Genomic DNA, 23,943 nt, shown 5'->3' with positions numbered 1-23,943 from the left:
ATTTCATCCGTTGGCGCCTTCAGGCGGCGCGTCCCTGTCGTTCGATGTCCTGTACCAGCCGCCGGCCGGATTGGGCCAGCAGGTCCTTCTTCGTCTCCAGCCCCTCGACCAGCAGCCGGCCGTCCCGCTTCTTCCAGGTGCCGCCGATCATCACAGCCTCGACATTGGCAAGGCTCGTCTGCATCACGACGGTCGCGACGGGATCGTGCACCGGGACAAGGTTGAGATCCGATGCGTCGATGACGACGAGATCAGCGAGCTTGCCCGGTGTCAGCGAGCCGATCTGGCCCTCGCGGCCGAGCATGCGTGCGCCTTCGGTCGTGATCCAGCGCAGCGCCTCGCGGACGGGAATCGTGGTCGTCGCCGGAATGGTGCCGCTCACTGTGCGCGACTCCGCATTGTCGAGAGCCCGCTGCATCGACAGCGCGACGCGCGCGACGGAGAAGAGATCGCCGGCCAGCACGGATTCGAGATCGATCCCGATCGTCGGTCGCACGCCGCGCTTGAGCAGCCGCCCGGTAATCGGAAAGCCGTGGCCCTGGATCATCTCGTTCTCGGGCGTCACCGAGAAGGACACGCCGAGGTCGACCATCTTGTCGAGAAGATCGTCGGGCAGATCGTTGCCATGGACGATGTTGATGCCGGCGCCGACGAGGCCGGCCTCGATCAACTTCTCCCAGCCGCCGGGCGTCTTGGCCGGACCGCCGCCCTGATGCATGGATGCGATCAGGTTGAGTTCGCGCGCGAGACGGAAATCATGCATGGCGACGTCGAGCGTCGAATAATGCGGACCCAGGATGGCAAGCCCGAGCGTGACGAGGCCATCGCGGTCGGCGAGGGGACCGGCCAGTAGCCGCTCGACCTCGCGGCGCGGATGCGGAATCTCGGAGAAATGCGGCTCGCCGGGCTTCGGCTCGGGTTTTGGCGAGCCGTGGAAGAAGGCGGCGCGGATGCCGCTCTCGATCAGGCCGCGCACGGCGGCGTCGGTATGGTCAAGCGTCGGATTGTTGTGGCACCAGTCGACCAGCGTGGTGGTGCCGCAATTGATCTGGTTCAGCGCACCGGCGAGGGTCGCAATGTAGATGTCGTCGGGCCGGAACACGGTCGCGAGCCCGGCATGCATGCGGCGGAAATATTCCAGCAGCGTCCAGTTGGCGGCATAGCCGCGCAACGCGGTTTGCCAGGTGTGCATGTGCGCGTTGATGAGGCCGGGGATGACGATGCGCCCGGTGCCGTCCACGATCTCGGTTTCGGAAGCGCCGCTGCCGAGGTCGATCGATGGACGCACGTCGACGATGCGGCTGCCCTCGACCAGCACATCGCCGGCGTTGAGGTCGCCAATCGCCTCATCCATGCTGATGATGACCGCGGATTTGATCAGCGTGCGCCGCATCGCTTCAGGCCGCCGCTTTGATGGTAACAGGCGGCTCGCCGGCCCAGGCGCGGGCAATCAATTCGCGGATGGCATTGCGCTCGAGCGGCCGCGGATTCCAGTAGGCGTTGGTGACGGCGAGATCGGCCGCCTTGTCGATGCCGCTCTCGGGCATGCCGATGTCGCGCAACGCCAGCTTCGCGCCCAGCCGCTTCGCGAGGTCGTAGAGTCCCTGGGACGCATCGGTCGCGCCGATCGCGCGCGAGATCCGCGCCATCGCATCGGGCACCGCCGGCGCGTTGTAGGCGAGCGCATGCGGCAGCACGATGGTGTGGGTCTCGGCATGCGGCAGGTCGAAGGTGCCACCGAGCGTGTGGCAGAGCTTGTGATGCAGCGCCATGCCGACGGTGCCGAGGCAGACGCCGCACAGCCAGGCGCCGTAGAGTGCTTCGGTGCGAGCCTCGCGGTCATCGCTCTTGGCGGCAATCACGGGCAGGGCGCGAGCCAGCGCGCGGATGCCTTCTTCCGCCATCAGCGATGTCACGGGATTGGTGTCACGGGCATAGAGCGCTTCCACCGCATGCGCGATCGCGTTGATGCCGGATGTTGCAGCCAGGCTCGCCGGCAGCGTCAGGGTGAGGTCGACATCGTAGATCACGGTCTCCGGCAGCACGGCGGCGTCGCGCACCGTCGTCTTCAGGCCGTTCTCGGTCTGGCCGACGATCGGCGTCATCTCCGAGCCGGCATAGGTGGTGGGAATGCAGAGCTGGTTGATGCCGGTGCGCAAGGCCAGCGCCTTGCCAAGGCCGGTGGTCGATCCGCCACCGAGCGAGACGACGCAGTCCGCCTCGCATGCTTTCATCGCCGCGAGCGCGCGCTCCGTGACCTCGACCGGCGTATGCATGGTCGCGCCGGGAAAGATGCCGGCGTAGAGCGGGCCGAGGGCTGCGCCGAGGCTCTTGCCTTGCGCCTCCTGCTGCGGCGTCGTCAGCACCAGCGCGCGCTTGCCGCCGAGCCGCTCGATCTCGGCTTTGGCCGAGGCCAGCGTTCCGCTGCCGAACACGACGCGGCAGGGCAGGTTTTCAAAGGTGAACGAACCGATCATGCGCCGGTCTCTTTGATGGGATAATCGACCTGGAAGCGTCCGATCCGCAAGTCGCCCAGCGCCTCGCGGACGCGCAAATGTTCCGGGTGGGTGGCATAGGCGGCGAGTGCGGCCTGGTCGGTGAATTCGGAGAACAGCACCACGTCGCAGGCGTAGTCGACATCGCTGACGTCGACGCCGACCTCGATGTGGGTGAGGCCGTCGATCCGGCCCCGCAGGCCCTCGAACAGGGTCTTGACCTTGGAACGCGCCGCGGAGCGCTCCGCGGGCGTCTCCCCGCGTAGCCGCCACATCACGATGTGCCTGATCGGGCCCGACATTTCCCAGTTTCCTCGCCTGCAATCTTGCTTGTGTTCTGGCCATTTTGACTTGCGGGATGTGGAAATAAAGGTCAATATTTGTAAGTCTCTTTTTCTAAAAGTGGAAAAATGGATCGCCTGCTGCAATTGGAGGTGTTCTCCAAGACGGCCGAGCTCGGCAGCCTGTCAAAAGCCGCCGAGGCCTTGCGCATGTCGAATGCGGCGGCGAGCCGCCATCTCAGCGCGCTCGAGGAGCGCCTTGCGGTCAGGCTGATCGAGCGCAACACACGCAGGCTGTGGTTGACGGAGGCGGGGCAGGAACTGCTGGAGCGCTCCGGCCGGGTGCTGAGCGAGCTGGCCGAGGCCGAGGACATCGTCAGCGATCGCGCGCTGTCGCCGCAGGGCACGTTGCGGGTCACGAGTTCGCTGTCCTTCGCGGTGATCTATCTGGCGCCGATGCTGCCGGCCTTCCGCGCGCGCTATCCGAAGCTCAACATGCAGATCACGACCGCCAACCGCTATCCCGATTTCATCGAGGCCGGCATCGACGTCGCGATCCGGACGCGCGAGCAGGAGCCGGATTCGAACATCATCGTCCGCCGCATCGGCCAGATGCGGCGCGTGCTTGCCGCTGCGCCCTCCTATCTCGCAAGCGCCGGCGAGCCGGAGCAACCCGCCGATCTCGCGCGCCACAACATGCTGGTCTACAATCTCGCGAACGATCCCTATTCGCTGCGCCTGCGCAAAAGCCATGGCGCGCAGACCGTCCGCATCACGCCGACGCTCGACAGCAATGACGGCCAGGTCATTCGCGGCGCGGCGCTGGCAGGGCTCGGCATCCTCATCCAGCCGCTCTACATCGTTCAAAGCGACATCGCGGCGGGCCGTCTCGTCCCGGTGCTGGTGGATTGGGAGCTGCCGCTGCTCACCATGAACATCGCCTACCAGAACCGCGCCGGGCTGCCTGCCAAAATCAGGGCTTTTTCCGACTTCCTCGTCTCCCATATCCGCGAGCATTCGGAGCCGGGAATCTGGATGGACGCGACGAAGTGAGCGGGTAGCAGCCATGTATCTCGGCATCGATCTCGGCACCTCGGCGGTCAAGACCGTTCTCGTCGACAGCGCCCAGCGCGTTATTGCGAGCGAGAGCCGGCCGTTGACGACCTTCTCGCCGCGGCCTGGCCATGTCGAGCAGGATCCCGCGCAGTGGATCGATGCAACCTTCGCCACGCTCGATGCCTTGAAGGCGACGCATGCCGGCGAGCTGGCGGCCGTCGAAGGCATCGGACTGTCCGGCCAGATGCATGGCGCCACGCTGCTCGATGCGAGCGGAAATCCGCTACGGCCTTGCATCCTCTGGAACGACGGACGCTCTGCCGCTGAGTGCCGTATCCTGGAGCAGCGCTGGCCCGCCTTGCGCGCGACGACGGGCAACAAGGCAATGGCAGGATTCACCGCACCAAAACTGCTCTGGATCGCGACGCACGAGCCAGAGATCTTTGCGGCGACGAAACTCGTTCTGCTGCCAAAGGCCTATCTGCGCCTGGTGCTATCAGGCGAGGCCATCGAGGACGTCTCGGATGCATCGGGATCGCTGTGGCTCGACGCCGCGCGCCGGGACTGGTCGGACGCAGCACTGGCCGCGACCGGCCTGTCGCGCGATCACATGCCGCGTCTGGTCGAGGGATGCGCGCCCGCGACCACGCTGCGCGGCGAGCTGGCGCGGCGCTGGGGCATGACCGGACAGCCGGTGATCGCGGGCGGCGCCGGCGACAATCCGGCAGGCGCGGTCGGCATCGGCGCGATCCGGCCGGGAACCGCGTTCGTGTCTCTGGGAACCTCGGGTGCCTTGCTGGCGCCGACCGGCAGAATCGCCGCCAACCCGGACCGCGCGGTGCATACGTTCTGCCATGCCATTCCCGACATGTGGATTCAGGCCGGCGCGATCCTCTCGGCTGCCTCCTGCCTGGCCTGGATCGCGCGCCTGTTCGGCGCCACCGAGGCCGAGCTGCTGGCCCCGCTTGGATTGCGCCCGCAGGCGCCGTCGGCTGTGAGCTTCCTGCCTTATCTGGCGGGTGAGCGGACGCCCCACGACGATCCCGCCGTGCACGGCATGCTGGATGGTTTGAGCCATGGCACCGATCGCGGGTCGATCGTGCAGGCGGTGCTCGAGGGCGTTGCCTTCGCGCTTGCCGATTGCCGCGACGCGCTCGCGGATGCCGGCATCGCGATGACGGAAGCCGACGCCATTGGCGGTGGTTCACGGTCCCGGTTCTGGCTCTCGGTGCTGGCAAACGTGCTGAATGTTCCGATCCATCGCTTTGCCGGAGGCGAGACCGGCGCGGCGTTCGGTGCGGCGAGATTGGGGCGGCTTGCTGTCACCGGTGAGGCGATCGCCGCCGTATGCACGCGGCCGCAACGCATCGAGACGTTCGAACCCGACGCTGGACTGGTCGGCGCTTATGCCGAGCGGCTTCCCGCCTGGCGCGAACTGTATCGGCCGCGCCACTAGCATCGCCTCGACGTTGCATTCCCGTGTGTTCGGTATTGCTCTGTGCCGCGGCCTTTTGTTTAATGCGTGAGCCGCGCTGACAAAATCACTGAGACGCGGGTAGGAAACGCATTGTGCGTCGGGAGGCACGATGAACGATCCGATCCTGGAGATGCGTGGGGTCTCAAAATCCTTCTTTGGCATCAAGGCGCTGCGTTCCGTCGATCTCACCGTCTATGCCGGCGAAATTCATGCCCTGATGGGTGAGAACGGCGCCGGAAAGTCGACGCTGATGAAGATCTTGTCGGGCGCCTACAGGCCCGATCCCGGCGGCGAGATCCGCATCGAAGGAAGCCCGGTACGGATCGAAGGTCCGCTCGGCGGCCGCGCGGCGGGCATCTCCATCATCTACCAGGAGCTGTCGTTGGCTCCCAATCTCAGTGTTGCCGAGAACATCTATCTCGGCCGGGAGCTGTCGCGAGCAGGCTTGCTGGCGCGCGGCGCCATGCGCGAGGGCGTCGGCTCCATCCTGAAACGGCTGGGCGCGGACTTTCTGCCGTCGACGCTGGTGGCACACCTCTCCATGGGCCAGCGGCAACTGGTCGAGATCGCGCGTGCGCTGCACGTCAGATCAAAAATCCTGATCATGGATGAGCCGACCACCGCGTTGTCGGCCGGCGAGAGTGCGCGGCTGTTCGCGCTGATCCGCCAGCTTCGCGCCGAGGGGCTTGCCATCATCTACATCTCGCATCGCATGGACGAGGTCTACGCGCTCGGCGACCGCGTCACCGTGCTGCGCGACGGCCGGCTGGTCGGGGCGCTCGACAAGCAGGATATCCGCGCCGACACCATCGTTCGGCTGATGGTCGGGCGTGACGTCTCCTCGTTCTACAAGAAGGATCATGATCCGGAGGCGGGGCGAGGGCATCCCGTGCTCGCAGCGATCGACATGGCCGATGGCCGGCGCGTCAAGGGGTGCTCGCTGACCGTGCATGCGGGCGAGGTGGTCGGCCTCGCCGGCCTGATCGGCGCGGGTCGCACCGAGCTTGCGCATCTCATCATCGGCGCGGCGCCCAGGACCTCCGGCCGTGTCGAACTGGAAGGACGCCCGGTCGATATCCGCACGCCGGGTGAGGCGCTCGACATCGGCGTCGCCTATCTGACCGAGGACCGCAAGACGCTCGGCCTGTTCCTGGACATGTCATGTCTGGACAACATCAACCTCGCGGTGCTCGGCCGGGATGCCCGGATCGGTTACATCCTCGATCGCGACAGGGCCCGCGACCGCGCCAACAGGGCGTTCGCGGCGCTCGGCATTCGTGCCGCCGATATCAACGTCACCGTCGGCGCATTGTCCGGCGGCAACCAGCAGAAGGTGCTGCTGTCGCGCCTGCTTGCCACCACGCCAAAGGTCCTGATCCTCGATGAGCCGACGCGCGGCGTGGATGTCGGCGCCAAGTCCGAGATCTATTCGATCATCGACAATCTTGCCAAATCCGGCACCGCGATCCTCGTCATCTCGTCCGATCTGCCCGAGATCATCGGCATCTGCGACCGCGTCGTCGTCATGCGGGCGGGGCATATCGCCGGTGAAATCGAGCGTGGCGCGACGTCGCCCCTGAACCAGGAAGACATCATGGCGCTCGCCACGGGGATGGAGCAACTCGATGCATGACGGCTCTCCAAAGACGGACACTGCCGCCGCCACGGGCCTCGCGGCCGCGCAGGAGACCAAGCGTCAGCGCATACGGCTTCTGATCCGCGCCGCCGGCATGCTGCCGGTGTTGTTGATCCTGTGCGGCGGCTTCCATTTTCTGTCGGAGGGCCGCTTCTTCACCGGACAAAACCTCGGCATCGTGTTGCAGCAGGCCGCAGTGAACACCGTGCTCGCCGCAGGCATGACCTTCGTCATCCTTACCGGCGGCATCGACCTCTCGGTCGGCTCGATCCTGGCGGCGTCCGCGATGGCCGGGTTGACACTCTCCAAGCTACCGGAGCTCGGGATGCTGTGGCTGCCGGCCGCGCTGCTCACGGGCCTCGGCTTCGGCGTCATCAACGGCGCGCTGATTGCGCTCCTCCGCCTGCCGCCTTTCATCGTCACCCTCGGCTCTCTCACCGCCGTACGCGGCCTGGCGCGACTGCTCGGGGCCGACACCACCGTCTTCAATCCTTCGATTCCCTATGCCTTCATCGGCAACGGCTCGCTGACGCTCGTTCCCGGCGTGGCGTCGATCCCGTGGCTCTCGGTGATCGCCTTGCTCGTCATCCTCGTCTCGTGGCTGGTGCTGCGGCGGACGGTGCTCGGCGTGCACATCTATGCGGTCGGCGGCAATGAAAGCGCGGCGCGGCTTGCCGGCATCAAGGTGTGGGCCGTGCTGATCTTCGTCTACGGCGTCTCGGGACTCTTCGCCGGACTCGGCGGCGCCATGCAGGCGGCGCGGCTCTATGCGGCCAACGGTCTCCAGCTCGGCCAGTCCTACGAGCTCGATGCGATCACCGCCGTGATCCTGGGCGGCACCTCGTTCGTCGGCGGCATCGGCTCGATCTGGGGCACGCTGGTCGGCGCGCTGATCATCGCCGTCCTGTCGAACGGCCTGATCCTCGTCGGCGTCTCGGACATCTGGCAGTACGTGATCAAGGGCCTGGTGATCATCGGCGCCGTGGCGCTGGACCGCTACCGGCTGCAAGGCTCCGCCAGAACCTGAAAGGGTTCGGCGCGCACCTGAGTGCGCGTGGTGTGATACGAGGTTCCGCTGCGGCAACTGGTCTGCCGTGCCGGATAAGAATACAGACCAGGGAGGAAGCCAATGTTGAAGACGTTCACGCTCGCCGGCGCCGCGATGGCGCTTGCCCTAAGCACCGCGCCATCCTTCGCCAAGGAACTCAAGTCGATTGGCGTCTCGCTGGGTTCGATGGGCAATCCGTTCTTCGTTGCGCTGTCGAAGGGCGCCGAGTTCGAGGCCAGGAAGACCAACCCCAATGTGAAGATCACGACGGTCGGCTTCGAATACGACCTCGGCAAGCAGGTCACCCAGATCGACAATTTCATTGCCGCCGGCGTCGACCTGATCCTGTTGAATCCCGGCGATCCCAAGGCGATCGGGCCGGCGATCAAGAAGGCGCAGGCGGCGGGCATCGTGGTCGTCGCGGTCGACACCGCAGCCGAAGGCGCTGACGCCACCATAACCACGAACAACGTGCAGGCCGGCGAGATCTCATGCCAGTACATCGTCGACAAGCTGGGGGGCAAGGGCGACGTCATCATCGAGAACGGGCCGCAGGTCTCCGCCGTGATTGACCGTGTCGTCGGCTGCAAGAACGTTCTCTCGAAGAATCCCGGGATCAAGGTATTGTCCAGTGACCAGGACGGCAAAGGCTCGCGTGAAGGCGGTCTCACCGTCGCGCAGGGCTATCTGACGCGCTTCCCCAAGATCGACGCCATCTTCGCCATCAACGATCCGCAGGCGATCGGCACCGATCTCGCGGCGCGCCAGCAAAGCCGCAGCGGCATCGTCATCACCGCGGTCGATGGCGCGCCCGACATCGAGGCCGCGCTGAAGGATCCGGCGGCACCGCAGATCCAGGCGTCCGCTTCGCAGGACCCGTTCTTCATGGCGAGGCGCGCGGTGCAGGTGGGCGTCGGCATTCTCAATGGCCAGAAGCCGGCCTCGACCGTCGAGCTCCTGCCCTCGAAGCTCGTGACCAGGGACAACGTCGCCGAGTACAAGGGCTGGACCTCGGATCGTTCCCAGTAGAACGCCGCCCCCGCGGGAGCGGTCTGAACACGAGATGACGGGCGGCGTTGTGATCCACGCCGTCCGTCGTGCCACGCGCTAGCAGGCGGTACGGGGACTGGTTCGCGGGGACAAGACGACCGATGGAAATTTGCTTGCGAAAGCGCGGGTCTTGGGTTGAACACGCGATCCGTCGATCACCTCGAGCCGGCCGCAGCGGTTCAGCGTGTGCAGCTTTCTGCCGGGCCATGCCGGTCCGGGCCTGAGGGAGTGGCGGACGATCTGCTTGAACGTCGTCGGAGACAGTTCGACCACTTCCGCGAGGCCGAGCGCGGCGCCATATCCGTCGGCGCAATCCTGCACCGGCCGCCACAATTTGTCATCGATGGTGACGAAATTGCCTGCAGGTCGCGTACTTGCGCGATCGATCAGGACCGGGTTGCTGGCATGGGGCAACCAGGGGCCGAGCAGGTGTTCGGCGTAATAGATCGCAAGCGAATCCGAATAGCCGCCGGTTCCGTCTCGCCAAGCTCCGAACAAATAGTTCAAACCGTTGTGCTGCGTGATCGTCACATCGGCCAGTTCGAGGCCTGAAAGGAGCGTGGCGTGCCGCTCCCATTTGTCCGGAAACCGAATGCATCTGTAGAGCGCGACGTCCCCGTGGAGCGAGCTCTCCGGGATCATCCACAACTCGCCATTGTCCTCGATCAGGAACGGATAGGAGAGGTGCCAGGGCTCCTCCAGCACGGGCACGACCTCGCCTACCGGGCCGGCGTCGCCGAACTCGACCGCCGAAATGATGCCCTTACCAACCCGGTGATCGAGATCTTCGAAATAGACGAATGTTCGTCCCTGCCATGTGATGGGGAAGGGATCGGCGTAGAAATGGTTTCCGGGATCGGCGAGAACGTTCCAGCCAGGCCCGGAGAGATCTCCCGTCTGCCAGACGCCGGCGCCATCGTTGAAACGCCATCCGACATGCCAGTGCGGCGCATAGCAGCAGAGGCGGTAGATCTCCTTGGCGATCGATACGGCGAGTCCGCGCACGACATAGTCCGCCGGCCGCCGGCCGTTGCCGGCTCGGGCCGTGCGTGCCAGCTGCGGCACGATACGCGACCGTCCCGAGAGGACGGCCGCCACCATGGTCAGGGTTCGCGCCATGACCGTTTCGAGCCCACCGCTCAAACCGGCCGCGATCTCTGCAGACGGATGGCCGCGATCGAGCACCGCACCGTCGACCTCGTTGACGATCTCGATCACCGGCAGATCGCCGGCGAGAATGGCGGCGAGCGCAGCGTTCTCGCCTGCGGTGCCATTGAACAGCGGGCGGAGGTAGAGCCGGGCAGGGCTGTTCGGATCGCGCGGAGCACCGGTGAAATCGACGATCACGTCGGCGGTCCCGGTGTGCGTCGGTTCCGGATTGATCGTCAGTCGGTCGGCGTCGCCGGGCTTGCCTTTGTGCAGCACCAGGCGCTCCAGCCCGAACAGCGCGTCGAGACCTGCAGGCCGCGGTTCCGCCGTCGCCGTCCACGCGATTTGAACCGGAACGTCCCGGCCGTCGATCGACAGCGTCTGGCGGTGCATCCACCGCCGCGCATGGTTACGTTCGCAGCGAAACTCGATGATCATGTCGAGCCAACCTATTCCAGCGCATCGGCTCAGATGAGCTGGTTGAGGATTTGAACGTATTCCTCAACCATCGCATCGACCGAATAGCGCAGCCTCAGGCCTTTGGCGTTTTGTTGCAGTTCATCGCTCAGTGCTTGGTCGGTCAGGAGTCTGGAGACGGCAGCCGACAGCTTCGCTTGATCTGAAGCATCGACAAAGAGGGCAGTGGGCTTTCCTTCGAAGGACAGCACCTCGCGCAGCACGGGAAGATCGGTGACGACCGAGGGAACGCCGGCGTTGGCGGCCTCGACGGCGGCGAGGCCAAAGGTCTCGGCCTGCGTCGGAAACACGAATATGTCGAGACAGGCGAGAAAATCCGCGATCTGGCGTGGCGCGATTTCGCCGAGCAGATGCAATCGGTCCGAGACGTTCAGCTCGTCCGCGAGCTGCCGCAGTCGCGCTTCGTCGGCGCCCTGGCCGGCGAGCGCAAGGTGCCACGACGGCTCGTCCGGCAGGAGGCGTATCGCCGCATCGAGCCGCTTGTGCGGATGCAGCCGCGCCGCGCAGCCGAGCAGGACGCGGTCCGGCGGCAGGTTGAATTTCTGTCGGGCGGCGCTCTTCGGCAGGATGAGGGCCTTGTCCTCGAAGCCGTGCGGGACATGCACCATGCGCGACCGGTAGGCCTGCGGGTAGCGCGAATATTCGCGCTCCATGTCCTTGGAGTTCAGCGTGATGCGGTCGAAGAAGCCGGCGCTGCCCATGACGATGTCGGCCGTGCGGATCGGCCAGCTCATCGACAGCGCGGATGAAACCTGATTGGCGACGACAGGGGCGCGGCTGACGAGGCGCGTCACGCCCGCGCCGATGACGTTGCCGAAATGCTGGAAGGTCAGGACGGCGTCGGGCCGCGTGGCTCTGATATGGCCGCCAAGCGTCCACAGCATCCGCAGCAGCGCGACCGGATTGCCCGGCCGGCTCGATGCGCAATAGAACGTCTCGGGCGGCTCGTCGAACGAATCGGATTTGCGGAAGAAAAACAGGTTGGAGACGCGATGGCCGCGCGCGGAGAGGCCGGCGCCGAGAAGCCTGGAGATCTCCTGCGCGCCCGCGTTCTCGGCCTGGGTCTGTACGAGAAGGACGTGCAGCTTTCGTTCGCTGCCGTTCAGCCGCGCGAGTTCTGTCGCGGTCGTCTCGCCCAATTCCTTGTTCGGCTGGTAGTGGAGCACGGATCCCGACCGCTAAAGAAACGAAATCTTCACCTTCTTAACCCCGTACCTATCATGCAGGCATCGGGCAGACACCGACTAGCACCAAACGGAGTTAATGCGCGAACCGCCGATTGCCGCGTTCTCGCGGGAATTCTGCCGATTCCCGGATGGTGCGCAGCGAGCGCGTTAACCAACGGGACCTGCGCGCGCCGTCGCGGATCAACCGGGCCGATCGTACGGTTGAGGCCTATTCCGCGGAGTCGGCGCCGCGAACCGCATAGCGGCCGCGTCGCAACGCCGAGAAGCGCAACAGCACGAGAACCGAAGGATCGACCCCGGTTCGCCGGCGGCACAAGATATTGAGCGCGACGGTCGTGAGCGCCAGCGACACGGTGGCCGCTATCGCCGCGCCAAGCACGCCGAGCCAGGGGATCAGGACGAGGAATCCGACCAGTCTCAATGCGACATTTGCGGCGACGACGGGGACGTAGATGCGTTCATGGCCGGTCAACTGCAGGATCGCCGCCGACGGACCGCCCGCGGCCTGGATGGCTGTTCCGATCGCGAGCACGATCAGCACCGAGTGCTGCGCGGTGAAATGAGGCCCGAACAGGTTGAGGAGATAGGGGCCGCCGATCCAGATCATCGCGAGGCCCGCGACCACGCAGAGCGCGGTCACTTCCGCCATGAGCTGCAGCGTCCGCTCGAATTCCCGGTGATTTTTGCTGAAGTAGAGCGAAGGAAGTCGGCGCGCGCCGAACGAGTACAGCGCGGCGGAGAGCATGGCGAAGATGTTGGCGAGGCGTGATGCTGCGAAGTAGATGCCGGCGGTCGCCGGATCCAGCATCCAGTAGACCAGGATGACGTCGAAATACTGGTTCGCGACTTCAAGGATGGACGCAAGCCAGAAATGCAGCGCGCTCGATCGCCAGCGCGATGCTTCGGAACTCGCTGCTGTCGCGCGCAAATCCGGCAGCGCCCGTGCGATCGCAATGATCTGTGCGACGAGGCCCACCGACATCGCGATCGTCATTGCGGCGATCAGCTCGGCGGGATCGAGCTGCCGATGTCCGAACAGCATGGCGAGCAGAAACAGCACGACGAAAACCCGCCAGAAGAACTCGCGGTTGCCTTCGCCCATGATGATGCTGACCAGCGAGCGCGCGATCTGGCTACCGAGCATCAATCCGGCACTCACGGCGGTGTAGGCCGAGACGGCGAGGATCAGCAGCCACAAATCCCCTCTGAAATGCGCAACCAGCGCAACTGCGGCGATCGCGATCAGCATCGCGACGGCGGAAATCCTGAAGCTGGAGAGCAGGAGGCCCTTGGTGAGGTCGGGCCTGTCGCCGACCTCATACTCGTTCAAAAATCGCACCAGCAATGCTTCCTGACCGACCAGTCCTACGACTGCGGCGATCTGGGCCACCGAAAGCCAAGTCGCAAAGATACCGAATCCATCGGGCGTCATCGTTCGCGCTGCCAGCGAGAACAACGCAAACGCGAGCGCGCCGCTGCCAACCTTCAGGAGGATGGTCCCGACGACACCGCGCGTGACGTCACGCCGCAGAAATTGAACAATGGGATCGATCATCGAAGATGCGGAGCGTTCCCCGAAGATGGGCGTTGCAAGGACGACGGGAGCCTAGCATGTCGGAAAAATGCGAGTGTTAATGCGCGGTCTTCAGGTCCCGTCGGCCATGGTCGACGAAGGTCGTGCGCCGCTGCTTCACCGCGGAACAGCGGCGTCCGTGATGTGCCAGATTGAGCGGGCACCGGGTCGCTCGAAAAGCGGCGCGATGTCGTGCCGGTGCAAGATGCGGGGCGAAGCCGGCCGGCCTGCGGCTGTTCGAGCATTGGAATGGCCTCTCTGGAACGAATTCGGCACCTTGGTCTGACGAGACCGCGGTATTTCGAGGTCGTTCCGAGCAAGGCGCGTGCCGGGACGGATGTGTCCGGCGACCCGTTAACCTCAATCGCCGGAAATGATCGCGTTTGGCCCTGCGATACGACATCAGGCGAGAGAATTGCACATGGAACCACCGTTAACCGTGGAGCCCTAAACCATGACGACGGATAAACCCGTGACCGAGCCGAGCGCTGCAGCTGCGACTGCGGCGATCGTCGCAGACATTGTGATCGTCGGCGGCGGCCTTGCGGGATCGCTCGCCGCGTCCGTGCTCGCGCGGGCGGGGCATCGCGTCGCACTCATCGACAAGCGCGCCGTGCATCCGGACGAATTCCGGGTCGAGAAGCTCGGTGGCCAGCAGCTCGACATGTTCCGCAAGCTGGGCTTCCTCCATGCGCTCGAGAACGTCGCCTGCCGGTATGACCGGGTGCTCAATATCCGGGAAGGCAAGGTCGTCGACGTCAGCGTCGGCCAGGCCTACGGGTTTTCCTACGCCGGCCTCGTTGCCATGGCGCGCCGCCAGCTGCCTGATCCGTCCAATCTGATCGTCGACGAAGTCACCGCAATCAACCCCAGCGACGATGTCCAGCATATCGAGCTTGCGTCCGGACGACGCCTGGACGCGCGGCTCGTCGTGCTCGCCACAGGCATGGCGGGAGCCCTCGGCTACAAGCTCAGCATCAAGCGGCGCGTGCTGGCCGAGCGCCATTCGGTGTCGTTCGGCTTCACGATCGCGCGCCGCGATGGCACGCCGTTCGATTTCCAGGCGCTGACCTGTTACGGCGAGCGCACCGCTGACGGCATCGACTATCTCAGCCTGTTCCCGGTGCCATCAGGCATGCGGGCCAATCTGTTCATGTTCCGCGACCCGACCGATCCGATCATGCGCGAGCTGCGCCGCGAACCGGAAGCGACCGTCCTGCGTCTGCTGCCGGGACTGCGGCCTTACCTCGGCGATTTCCACGTGACCGACAAGGTGCAGAACTGGGTGATGGATCTGACCGTGGTGGAGGGACACCTTCAGCCCGGAATCGTCCTCATCGGCGATGCGTTCCAGACCAATTGTCCCGCCGCCGGCACGGGCGTCGCCCGCCTGCTGGTGGACGTCGATCGCCTTTGCACGGAGTACGCGCCGCGCTGGCTCGCGAGCGCCGGCATGGGCACGGAGAAGATCTCGCAGTTCTATTCCGATCCCGACAAGCTCGCGGCAGACCAGCGGTCGCTGAAAATGGCGCGCTTCCGTCAGGCCCTGACGTCCCGCAACGATATCAAATGGGATATGCGGCGGCGGTTGCACTTCCTGCGGCGCGGTCTCACCCATCGTGTCGATCAGATGCGCCCGGGCTGGCTTGGACGCGTCCGCGGCGCGCTCCGCGCCTGAGCTCCGCGCTCCCTCGCTTGCGCTTCGGTCAGCGCGTCGGCGTCGGCGTGCGCGCGGGCGATAGCCTGAAATACGACAGCCGCTTGGCCGCCAGCTTGAGCCAGGGCGCCTGCTTCAGCGCGAACAGGCTGATGGCGCCCGCGGTGCTGCCGGCCTGCGTGACCATCCACATCGGCGAAGGCTGGCCGCCGAACAATTTCTTGTACGGCTCGTCGCCGATCGTGAAGTCGAGCATCTGATCGCCGCGCTCGATGCAATCCCTCGCCACTTGCTCGAACATCAGAGAGCCCAGGGATTGGCTCTTGTACCCGTCGATATCGAAGGCGCTCATGATGACGAGGAAGCTGCCGCGATGGCACAGTCCGAGCACGGCGGCGATCACGCCGCCATCCATCTTCATGGCGTAGAGCCGGACGAACGAGCCGAGACCACGGGCCGCCACGTCGGAATAGAAGCTGTAATATTCGGGGCGCTGGAGCAGATCGCCGTCGCCCTGGGCCTGAAAGCGCGGACCGCGATATTGCTTCATCGCGTCCATCGCCTCGGAGATCGAGGCGCTGTCGTCGCAGCACGAGAAGCTCAATGCTCCCTTCTTCTGGAGCTGGCGATATTTCTTGGCGAGCTCCTTCTGATAGGAGCGATCCAGCGCGCTGGCACGCCATTGCTCGAACGGCGCGACGAGAACGGTCGCGTAGGCGTTCGTCTCCATCGAGACCCGGCGTGGCGCGCCGAGGAGGCTCTCGATCGGAAGCCGTCCGTCGGGCAGCTTGGTCATGCGGAGCAGGTCGAACGGGCGGACGAGGCGCCTGATCTCCGCGCAGGCCGCTTCGTCCTCCAGCAGGCTGGCGAACACCTCGGGACTGCAGACCGGCGCCAGATAGTCGGATACGCGCAGATCGGCGAATTCGATGGTGCGGATCGGGCCGCGGCGGATTCGGAGCAGGGGCAGCACCATCGCCAGCGCCCCCGTCGTACGATGGCGGACCACGACGACCAGCGGCGTCGCGCCTGCATGGGATGCGAGCCTGGCGTAGAGGCTGTCCAGCCAGAGCGGATGCTGAAACGCGGTCGCGGCAGAGCTATCGAACAGCGCCGCGTATTCCGGAGACAGGAAGTCGAACGCCTGCTCGATGGCGATATCGAATGTATTGCTCGGCTTATTCATGCGTGACCACGGAAACCAGATAACCCGGAGAAATCGATCGAGCCGGATTCCGCGCTTGTATAGCAGGGTCGTGACGGCCGAGGCACCAGCGGGGTGCGATTTGCATTAACGCATCGGGCAGGCGCCGTATCGTTATCAATCCCCCGAAGTGTCGAGATTTCATGGTGCCGGGGCACGGGAGATCAACCCGCAGTAGCAGATAATTAACCAAGCTTAAGGGAAAGTCACCTCATGGCCATCCTGCAGACCGAGAGAGACTCCGAGGCACTCACGAGCGCGATCTGGACGACGCGCAGTGCCGGCGTCGAGAAGGTTGCCAGGCTCGTCATCTGCGTATCGATCACCGTCAATGTCGTCGCGTCGATGGGGACATTCAATACGGCGATACTGCCGGCGGGACTGACTTATCTGCAACAGGCGGTCGCTCTGCTGATGTGGAGCGTCCTGATCTACGCAAGCGCGTTCGTGCGCCCGCGCCTGCAGCTGGCGTTCAACCCCGATCTGATCGCGCTCCTCGCATTCTACACGTTGGCGGTCGCCTCGGTGTTGTGGACCACCCTGAATGCCGCAGCCATCATGAAGAGCGCCGCTCTCGCAATGACGACGTTTGGCGCGTTCTGTATGATCACGCGGATCGATATCGACGATGTCGTGAAGGCGACGTCCTCCGGGCTCTTCATATTGGTCGCCGCATCGGCGCTTTGCGCACTCGTCGTGCCCGATATCGGAGTAGATCATAGCTGGATGCACAATGGTCAATGGCAGGGCGTCTATGAATCGAAGCAGACGCTGGGCTTTGTCGGCGCGTATCTGATGTTCTTCTCCTGCTACCGGAAGATGACGGGGCAGGGGTGGCTGGCGTTCCTCGTCGCGTTCCTGCTGGCGTCGACCTGCGTCCTCGCGTCGGAATCGCGCGGCGCCGGTGCTGTCGCCCTGGCGGCTTGTGCGCTGCTCGTGACGTCGATGTGGTCGGTCGGCTGCATGAGGCTCTATGCGATCCTGCCGTTCGTCATGTGCGTTATGGCCGGCCTCCTGATCGTCTATTTTTACGCGACGGGATACGACGCGATCCACATTGGCGATGCCACCGTCAATTTTACCGAGCGGACCTTCATCTGGCACTACGCGATAAGCCATTTCGACGATGCGCCGCTGCTCGGCTTCGGAATCAACGGCTTCTGGACGATCCCGTCGATCTACGATTATTTCGAGCAGAACCACGGCTGGGTGCTCGACAACTATCATAGCGGCTATATCGCGATTCTGATGGAAACAGGGTTCTTGGGCTACGTCCTTTTCGCCGCGAGTGTTCTTCTGTTCTCGAACAAGGTGCTCTATTTGATTTCCGCGCGATCGATCCACCGGGCGCACTGTGCCCTCATCATCGGATTTGTCGCCCTCAGCTTTCAGACCAATTTCACCGAGACGACGTTCCTTCGCTCGACCATGTTCACGTCGGTGCTCCTCGTGGCGTTCCTCCTTGCAACGTGCAGGCCGGTGCCGGAGACCGATTTCTAACCCTTACGGAATGGAAGCAGGATGACCGCCCCCGCGCTCGCTGGTCGAGAAGCTTCAATCTTGCCGCCGCGGCTTTCGTCGTCGCATCGTTCTTCTCCGACGTCCATGCCGCCGGCCAGCTCGTGCCTCGCGATGCGGCAAGGTTGGGGCGCGGGATCAACATTCTCGGTTATGATGGAATCTGGGAGGGCGGTCAGAACGCGCCGTTCCGTCTGGACAATCTGACGGCGATCAAAAAGGCCGGATTCTCGCACGTCAGGATCAATTTCTTCGGCTTCAAGTTCATGGATCGCGCGAATGTGCTGGATGAGGTCGTGCTGAGAAGGCTCGATGCCGTCATCGAGGAAATCCTCGCCAGGAACCTCGTTCCCATCGTCGACGAGCACGACACGCATGTCTGTCAGCGTGATGTATCCGAATGCGGCGAGAAGCTCAGGGCATTCTGGCGGCAGATCGCGGAGCGCTATGCCGGAAGATATCCCAGGCTCGTCTTCGAGGTCTTGAACGAGCCGGGGGGAGAGATGACGTCCGCCGGCTGGAATTCGCTCCTCAACGATTGTATCGGCATCATCCGCCGCACCAACGCCGAGCGGCAGGTCATTGCTGCCGTTCTCAACACAGACGAGATTCCCATCGACGATCTGGCTCTCCCCGCCGACGACAGGAACCTCATCGTCACCTTTCATTATTACGCGCCGATACGCTTCACGCATCAGGGTGCGCCATGGTCCGAGACGTTCGCGCGCATCGGGCCGCTGGATTGGGGCAGTCCGGACGACGAAGCCAAGGCGGCCGCTGATTTCGAGAAGGTCAGCCGGTGGTCGGAGAGGGAGAAACGCCCGATTTATCTCGGCGAGTTCGGGGTATACGAGCGGGCTCCATCCGAGAGCCGCCAGAGATACCTGTCGTTCGTGGCGCGAAGCGCCGACAGACGCGGCTGGGCATGGGCCTATTGGCAGTTCGACCATGATTTCGCGGCCTTTGACAGCGCCCGTCAGGCCTGGAAGCCCGACATCCTGCGCGCCCTGATCCCGCCGGCCCGTTGAGGCCGCGGTTCACGGCCGATATCGGCTGGATCGCGATCGCCTTGCGGTGACGGCTAACCGCCGTCTCTGGCCCGGCAGAACAGATCGGTCCCGCCGACCTGTCCGCCCTTGAGCGCGATCTCGATGTTCGCATGCGCGCGATCCGACGACGCGTGGTTGAGTGGCGCGCCTTCCGCGAGAGGGGCGATCGCGGTCAGCGCATAGATGCCCATTGCCTGCAGCGCATGTCCGGACGTGTCGCCGCCGGCGACCACGGCGCGCGGGAGTCGCGCGGTTTCCAGAATGGAGTCCAGCGCCTGGCCGAGCCCCGCGCCGATGCGCTCGTTCACTGCGCTCGCCGTTGCGCCGCTCGCCTCGATGGCCGCGTTGAGCGCGCCGATGGCGGGATCGTCGGGGCCGCTTGCGGTGATCAGGAGCGCATCGCGTCCCGACGAGAGTGCGGTGAGTGCGCGTTCGGCGGCGCGGCCGATCTCCCTGGTCCATCCGGCCGCGTCGACGGCGCGTGTCGCGTCGAGCCGTTCGACGTCGAAGCCGTTGTCCGCGGCATGGGCGATCTGCGCCGCGGTGACGGGCGAGCAGGAGCCGGAGACGCAGGCGATGCGCTCGACGCCGCCAAGGCGCAGATCGGGCTTGTTGTCGGGAATGAGGCCCGCCGACCGCCAATAGGCGACCAGGGCCTGCTCGACACCTTGCGAGCCGGCGACGAAGAGCCGCTCGCCGCGATGTTCCCAGATCAGGCGGCCGGCTTCGATCAGGGATGGCTGGTTGAGCACGTCGAGCGAGATGATCTCGGTACCGGCGGTCTTCGCGCGCGCGAGCGCTTGATCCGCGCCGCCATTGGCCATGGTGACGAAGTCGATCAGTCCGATCGATCGCGCCGTCTGTCTTGCAAGGTGCCGGCCGAGATCGGACTCGTCCATCGGCGTCACCGGATGACGCGACATGGTCGGATGCCGGTCGAGACGATGGCCGACGCCATTCACGGCCGCGAACAGATGGCCGAACATCTGATAGCGCCCCATCGCCGGCGATCCCACGAGGAGCGGGTGCCAGCTGCCGCCGAGAAGCGGCACCGCGAGATCGATCGCACGCCCGATCGAGCCGATCTGCGGCGAGGAGTCGAAGGTCGAGCACACCTTGTAGTGTGCGATCGGCGCGCCGATACCAGCGAGCACCGCGAAGGCCGGCGGAAGGTTTTGCTCCATCCAGGCCGGATCCTTCGCGCGCGCCGTGCCGGCGATGCCGATACCGCGGTATTGACCGATAGAAGCGAGACGTTCAGGCGTCGGAGTCTCCAGGAACAGGATTGTCGGCAGGCCCGCGAAGGTGAGGGCCTCCATCGCCGCGGACGAGCCGGTGTAATCGTCGCCGTAGAAGGCAACGAGTGGACCGTCGGGCAGGGCGGACGCGCTGTTCACGGCTGCGGACTCGCCATCGCGGCGTCCCATGCTGCGCGCAAATCGGCAACGCCGGCGGCCGGTCCGTCGGGATGGGCGAGAATGCCGCCGCCTGCTGCGAAGATCAGATCCGTCGAGCCGAGCGCGCGCCAGGTAGGTAGCGCCTGAGCCGGCGTCTGGCCCGAGGAGAACACGGGCATCGCGATGCACGGCTTGTGCGCGAACATCGGCGTCAGCGCCGCCTTTGCGGAGACGACCACGCTGTCATCGGTCTCGCTGAACTTGTTGCCGATGCCGTTGACGTGCATGTGGTCGGCGCCGGCCAGCCGCCAGATCTTGTGCCAGGCCGTATAATCCCACCCGAGCGCGGGATGACGGTTCAACGCGCCCCAGCCATTGCGATGCGCATGAACGGGAAGCTGCGTGTGGCGGCCGAGCTCGACCATGCCTGTGAGCCCGACCGAGTTGATGCTCGCCATCACGCAGGTGCCGCCCGCGCTGAGCACCAGATCATGCCGGCGGCGCATCTGGTCGATCTCGCCGGTAAGGTTGAAGGCGATCATGACCTTCTTGCCGGTTCGATCGGCGTGGTCGTTGACGACGCGCATCACGGCGCGCACACGCGCGTCGAACGGACAATAGGCGCCGTCCGATTGCAGCTCGTCGTCCTTGATGAAGTCGATGCCGGCCGCGCACAACGTCGCGACGAGAGAGGCCGTCTCGGCCGGGCTCAGCCCGATGCTCGGCTTGATGATGGTGCCGATCAGCGGACGACCGCTGACGCCGGTCAGCTCGCGCGTGCCGGCGACGCCGAACTTCGGCCCCGGATACGCCGCGGCAAACGCGAGCGGCAGGCGCAGGTCGAGCAGGCGTAGGCCGGTCAGCTGGCGCAACTCCCAGAGATTGCCGGCGATCGCCGTAACCAGATTGGGCAGCGACGCGCCGATATTGTCGAGCGGCCATGACAACGTCACGCGCGCGCGATTCCAGGGACCATCGGGTTGATCGGGCGGGCGACCGGGAGCGACGGCGTGGAGATTGCATCAAGCAACGCGATGCTCTCGACTCGGGCGGCCGCACGCGCTTTCAGCTCCGGCGTTTCGCCGGGCACCGCAACGAACGTGCCGCTCGACTGCTCGCCCGCCATGGTTTCCGCGGCAAGACGCGGATCTTCAGGCGTTTCGATCAGATAGTCGGCTTCGATGCGAACGGGATTTTGCGTCACGGGAGCGCAGACAATCTAGAGCTTGGTAAGATCGGGGAACGGCCGCACAGGGTCGCGCCCGTCCCAGCCTTTGGCGGCTGCGCGGATGAGATCGAACATCTTGCCCTTGGGTCCCGAGACCTCAGACAGTTCGATCACGGTTCCCGGATGATACTCCGTGTCGAAATAGACGAAGCGACCGCGCGCGCCGACTTCGCCGCTCATGACCGGCTTGAAACCCTCGGCTTCGAGACGGGAGAGATCGGCGTCGTAGTCTTCGGTCCAGTAGGCGACGTGCTGCAGACCCTTATGTCCGGCTTTCAGGAAGTCGGCATACATCGACGGCGCATCGTTGCGGATCTGGATCAGCTCCATCTGCAGCGGACCGGAGTTGGCCAGCGCCACCGAATTGTGCGGCTCATAGGCCTTGCCGCGATAGTGGTAGTTCACGATTGGAACCCGCGGATTATAGAACCACGGCCCGATGCCGAGCTCGCGGCTCCAATAATCCATGGCCTTCTCGATGTCGTCAACGACGTAGCCGGCTTGCCGGATCTCACCAAAAAAACGGCTCATTGCATGATTCCCATTGTCTTCAGAATTTGAGGAAGCCGATCGACAGCCACGGCACGGCCGCGACGATGGCGAGGCCGATGAAGAGCGCCGCGACATAGCCCCAGATGTGCTTGAGGCCTTCGTCCGGCGATATCTTGCTGATCGCGCAGGCGCCGTAATAGCCAACGCCGAACGGCGGTGCGAACAGGCCGATGCCCATCGCGAGGATCACGACCATCGCATAATGCACTTCATGCACGCCGGCCTGCTTGGCGATCGGGAACAGCAATGGGCCGAACAGCACGATGGCCGGAATGCCTTCGAGCACGCTGCCGAGCACCACGAACGCAATGATCGAGATCGCGAGGAAGCCGTAGGCGCCGCCGGGGATCGCCGCCATCGCTTTCGCCAGCTGTTGCGAGAAGCCGGATTGCGTCAGTCCCCAGGCCATCGCCGTGGCGCAGCCGATGATGAAGATGATCGCGCCCGTCAGCGAGGCCGTCTCGACCAGCATGGATTTCAGCCGCCGCCAGGGAAACTGGCGGTAGACCACAAGGCCCATCAGCACGGCGTAGGCGATGCCGATGGTCGAGACCTCCGTGGCAGTGGCGACACCTTCGACCACGGCAGTGCGGATCACGAATGGCAGCAGGATGGCGGGCAGAGCGACCATTGTGAGCTTTGCGATCTCGCGCTTGGAGGCACGCCGCACATGGCTCAGATCCTCATGCCGGTAGCGCCGCCACACCACCACGCAGAGGGCGGAGCCCACGACCAGGGCCGGCAGCAGCCCGCCCGTGAACAGCGCCGCGATCGAGACACCGGTCACCGAGCCGATGGTGATCAGCACGATGCTCGGCGGAATGGTCTCGGTCTGCGCGCCGGTGGCCGACAGCAGCGCGACGAGGTCGCCGGGCTTGGCGCCACGCCGCTGCATTTCCGGCAGCAGCACCGGCGCGATCGCGGCCATGTCGGCGATCTTCGAGCCGGAGATGCCGGAGACGAGATACATGGCGCCGATCAGCACGTAGGACAGTCCGCCCCTGACATGCCCGAGCAGGCTTGCTAGGAACTGGATCATGGCCCGCGCCATGCCGGTCATCTCGATCAGCGCGCCGAGGAAAATGAACAGCGGCACCGCGAGCAGGATCAGGTGCGACATGCCTTCATCGAGGCGGCCGACCATCACCATCATCGGTACGCTGGTTGTCAGCGCCAGATAGCCGAAGGTCGCGAGCGCGAAGGAGAAGGCGATCGGTACGCCGGCGAACACGTTGGCCGCGACCACGCCGACGAAGAAAATGATGAGGTTGTAGCGTCCGAGCTGGGCGAGCAGCGGTCCGGCAAGCCAGAATGCGGCGATCAGGACGGCGATGGTGATGAGGGCCGCGACGATCAACGCGGGGCGGTGATGTGTCGCGAGCCGGATCGCGGCGACGACGGCCATCAGGGTCATCCCGACGGGAATTGCGGCTGCGCGCCAGGCATTGCTGATCTCGAGCGCCGGGGTGACGATGACCTGTTCCTCGCTCGCATAATCGAAGGCGGGATGCAGGACCAGCGCCAGCAGGAATAGCGGCGCCACCGCCGCGATCGTGTCGAGAAAGGCGCGCGCGCCCGGGCCGACATGGCTGACGAGCCCTGTCATGCGCATGTGCTCGCCCCGGCGCAGCGCGATCACCGCGCCCAGCATCGAGAGCCAGAGAAACAGGATCGAGGCAAGTTCGTCCGACCAGATCAGCGGGCTGTGGAAGACGTATCGCATGATGACGCCGGCGAGCATGATGCCGATCTCGACCAGCACGACGGCGGCCGCGGCGGTCTCGACCACCGCACCGAGCCAGCGGTCGACGGTGCCAAAGGTTCTCGCAAGCTTGCGCGTGCCCTTATCGGAAGCAGGGTGCGCGGCCGCCGCCAGATAGTCCGTCATCTGATGCTCTGCGATCGTCAT

General features: G+C 64.9%; 18 protein-coding genes and 1 pseudogene. 8 read left to right on the top strand and 11 right to left on the bottom strand.

The features are described 5' to 3' along the window. Nucleotides 1–19 precede the first annotated feature (19 nt). Genes BJ6T_RS30940 through BJ6T_RS30930 form a run of 3 tightly spaced genes read right to left on the bottom strand, consistent with a single transcriptional unit; the run spans nt 20 to nt 2,797 of the window. Complete coding sequence (locus BJ6T_RS30940) at nt 20–1,393, bottom strand: amidohydrolase family protein (RefSeq protein ID WP_014496497.1); 1,374 nt, start codon at nt 1,391–1,393, stop codon at nt 20–22. Between the two features lie 4 nt (nt 1,394–1,397). Continuing rightward, nucleotides 1,398–2,477 (bottom strand): maleylacetate reductase, encoded by a 1,080-nt coding sequence (locus tag BJ6T_RS30935; RefSeq protein WP_014496496.1) that lies wholly within the window; start codon nt 2,475–2,477, stop codon nt 1,398–1,400. After that, a complete protein-coding gene (locus tag BJ6T_RS30930; protein ID WP_014496495.1) occupies nt 2,474–2,797 on the bottom strand; it encodes a Dabb family protein in 324 nt (107 codons plus the stop codon). Before BJ6T_RS30930 ends, BJ6T_RS30935 begins: the two co-directional genes overlap by 4 nt. A gap of 108 nt (nt 2,798–2,905) precedes the next feature. Here BJ6T_RS30930 and BJ6T_RS30925 point away from each other — a divergent pair, with 108 nt between their 5' ends. From BJ6T_RS30925 to BJ6T_RS30905, 5 genes are all read left to right on the top strand, one after another. Continuing rightward, complete coding sequence (locus BJ6T_RS30925) at nt 2,906–3,829, top strand: LysR family transcriptional regulator (protein WP_014496494.1); 924 nt, start codon at nt 2,906–2,908, stop codon at nt 3,827–3,829. Between the two features lie 13 nt (nt 3,830–3,842). After that, nucleotides 3,843–5,288, top strand: coding sequence for a xylulokinase (xylB, locus tag BJ6T_RS30920; RefSeq protein WP_014496493.1), 1,446 nt, complete (start codon nt 3,843–3,845; stop codon nt 5,286–5,288). 130 nt (nt 5,289–5,418) lie between these two features. Then, nucleotides 5,419–6,942: a sugar ABC transporter ATP-binding protein gene (locus BJ6T_RS30915; protein WP_014496492.1), complete on the top strand. Its 1,524-nt coding sequence runs from the start codon at nt 5,419–5,421 to the stop codon at nt 6,940–6,942. Then, nucleotides 6,935–7,972 (top strand): ABC transporter permease subunit, encoded by a 1,038-nt coding sequence (locus BJ6T_RS30910; RefSeq protein ID WP_014496491.1) that lies wholly within the window; start codon nt 6,935–6,937, stop codon nt 7,970–7,972. Before BJ6T_RS30915 ends, BJ6T_RS30910 begins: the two co-directional genes overlap by 8 nt. Before the next feature lie 102 nt (nt 7,973–8,074). Beyond that, the gene (locus BJ6T_RS30905) at nt 8,075–9,022 is read left to right on the top strand and encodes an ABC transporter substrate-binding protein (protein ID WP_014496490.1); all 948 of its coding nucleotides are present in this window, start codon (nt 8,075–8,077) and stop codon (nt 9,020–9,022) included. A 78-nt stretch (nt 9,023–9,100) separates the two neighbouring features. Here the strand turns inward: BJ6T_RS30905 and BJ6T_RS30900 are convergent, their stop codons facing one another. The 3 genes from BJ6T_RS30900 to BJ6T_RS30890 form a co-directional block, all read right to left on the bottom strand. Further along, complete coding sequence (locus BJ6T_RS30900; RefSeq protein ID WP_014496489.1) at nt 9,101–10,630, bottom strand: glucosamine inositolphosphorylceramide transferase family protein; 1,530 nt, start codon at nt 10,628–10,630, stop codon at nt 9,101–9,103. 29 nt (nt 10,631–10,659) lie between these two features. After that, nucleotides 10,660–11,835: a glycosyltransferase family 4 protein gene (locus tag BJ6T_RS30895; protein WP_014496488.1), complete on the bottom strand. Its 1,176-nt coding sequence runs from the start codon at nt 11,833–11,835 to the stop codon at nt 10,660–10,662. Between the two features lie 229 nt (nt 11,836–12,064). Further along, a complete protein-coding gene (locus tag BJ6T_RS30890) occupies nt 12,065–13,411 on the bottom strand; it encodes a lipopolysaccharide biosynthesis protein (protein ID WP_014496487.1) in 1,347 nt (448 codons plus the stop codon). A gap of 472 nt (nt 13,412–13,883) precedes the next feature. Here BJ6T_RS30890 and BJ6T_RS30885 point away from each other — a divergent pair, with 472 nt between their 5' ends. Then, nucleotides 13,884–15,107: an FAD-dependent oxidoreductase gene (locus BJ6T_RS30885; protein ID WP_014496486.1), complete on the top strand. Its 1,224-nt coding sequence runs from the start codon at nt 13,884–13,886 to the stop codon at nt 15,105–15,107. Between the two features lie 28 nt (nt 15,108–15,135). Here the strand turns inward: BJ6T_RS30885 and BJ6T_RS30880 are convergent, their stop codons facing one another. Continuing rightward, complete coding sequence (locus BJ6T_RS30880; protein WP_014496485.1) at nt 15,136–16,272, bottom strand: GNAT family N-acetyltransferase; 1,137 nt, start codon at nt 16,270–16,272, stop codon at nt 15,136–15,138. Nucleotides 16,273–16,503: 231 nt separating this feature from the next. Between BJ6T_RS30880 and BJ6T_RS30875 the strand changes: the two genes are divergently transcribed. Continuing rightward, complete coding sequence (locus tag BJ6T_RS30875) at nt 16,504–17,790, top strand: O-antigen ligase family protein (RefSeq protein ID WP_014496484.1); 1,287 nt, start codon at nt 16,504–16,506, stop codon at nt 17,788–17,790. A gap of 143 nt (nt 17,791–17,933) precedes the next feature. Beyond that, entirely contained in the window at nt 17,934–18,836 is a 903-nt protein-coding gene (locus BJ6T_RS30870) for a glycoside hydrolase family 5 protein (RefSeq protein ID WP_014496483.1), read from the top strand. 53 nt (nt 18,837–18,889) lie between these two features. Here BJ6T_RS30870 and BJ6T_RS30865 read toward each other — a convergent pair whose 3' ends face one another. From BJ6T_RS30865 to BJ6T_RS30850, 4 genes and pseudogenes are all read right to left on the bottom strand, one after another. Next, nucleotides 18,890–20,254: a four-carbon acid sugar kinase family protein gene (locus tag BJ6T_RS30865; protein ID WP_014496482.1), complete on the bottom strand. Its 1,365-nt coding sequence runs from the start codon at nt 20,252–20,254 to the stop codon at nt 18,890–18,892. An 11-nt stretch (nt 20,255–20,265) separates the two neighbouring features. Then, nucleotides 20,266–21,473 (bottom strand): annotated as a pseudogene (locus BJ6T_RS30860) (ribulose-bisphosphate carboxylase large subunit family protein); the annotation flags it as partial. Then, complete coding sequence (locus tag BJ6T_RS30855) at nt 21,474–22,013, bottom strand: VOC family protein (protein WP_014496479.1); 540 nt, start codon at nt 22,011–22,013, stop codon at nt 21,474–21,476. It abuts the pseudogene before it with no gap. 19 nt (nt 22,014–22,032) lie between these two features. Then, nucleotides 22,033–23,943 (bottom strand): TRAP transporter large permease, encoded by a 1,911-nt coding sequence (locus tag BJ6T_RS30850; RefSeq protein WP_014496478.1) that lies wholly within the window; start codon nt 23,941–23,943, stop codon nt 22,033–22,035.

The sequence above is a fragment of the Bradyrhizobium japonicum USDA 6 genome (genome assembly GCF_000284375.1).
GTDB classification, from domain to species: Bacteria; Pseudomonadota; Alphaproteobacteria; order Rhizobiales; family Xanthobacteraceae; genus Bradyrhizobium; species Bradyrhizobium japonicum.
This window is presented reverse-complemented; position numbering and strand designations above follow the sequence as displayed.

Coding starts and splice junctions, on each gene's coding strand:
- BJ6T_RS30935 (WP_014496496.1), bottom strand. CDS start 2,477: ATGATCGGTTCGTTCACCTTTGAAAACCTGCCCTGCCGCGTCGTGTTC.
- BJ6T_RS30875 (WP_014496484.1), top strand. CDS start 16,504: ATGGCCATCCTGCAGACCGAGAGAGACTCCGAGGCACTCACGAGCGCG.
- BJ6T_RS30885 (WP_014496486.1), top strand. CDS start 13,884: ATGACGACGGATAAACCCGTGACCGAGCCGAGCGCTGCAGCTGCGACT.
- BJ6T_RS30905 (WP_014496490.1), top strand. CDS start 8,075: ATGTTGAAGACGTTCACGCTCGCCGGCGCCGCGATGGCGCTTGCCCTA.
- BJ6T_RS30880 (WP_014496485.1), bottom strand. CDS start 16,272: ATGAATAAGCCGAGCAATACATTCGATATCGCCATCGAGCAGGCGTTC.
- xylB (WP_014496493.1), top strand. CDS start 3,843: ATGTATCTCGGCATCGATCTCGGCACCTCGGCGGTCAAGACCGTTCTC.
- BJ6T_RS30915 (WP_014496492.1), top strand. CDS start 5,419: ATGAACGATCCGATCCTGGAGATGCGTGGGGTCTCAAAATCCTTCTTT.
- BJ6T_RS30855 (WP_014496479.1), bottom strand. CDS start 22,013: ATGAGCCGTTTTTTTGGTGAGATCCGGCAAGCCGGCTACGTCGTTGAC.
- BJ6T_RS30890 (WP_014496487.1), bottom strand. CDS start 13,411: ATGATCGATCCCATTGTTCAATTTCTGCGGCGTGACGTCACGCGCGGT.
- BJ6T_RS30900 (WP_014496489.1), bottom strand. CDS start 10,630: ATGATCATCGAGTTTCGCTGCGAACGTAACCATGCGCGGCGGTGGATG.
- BJ6T_RS30850 (WP_014496478.1), bottom strand. CDS start 23,943: ATGACGATCGCAGAGCATCAGATGACGGACTATCTGGCGGCGGCCGCG.
- BJ6T_RS30925 (WP_014496494.1), top strand. CDS start 2,906: ATGGATCGCCTGCTGCAATTGGAGGTGTTCTCCAAGACGGCCGAGCTC.
- BJ6T_RS30930 (WP_014496495.1), bottom strand. CDS start 2,797: ATGTCGGGCCCGATCAGGCACATCGTGATGTGGCGGCTACGCGGGGAG.
- BJ6T_RS30940 (WP_014496497.1), bottom strand. CDS start 1,393: ATGCGGCGCACGCTGATCAAATCCGCGGTCATCATCAGCATGGATGAG.
- BJ6T_RS30910 (WP_014496491.1), top strand. CDS start 6,935: ATGCATGACGGCTCTCCAAAGACGGACACTGCCGCCGCCACGGGCCTC.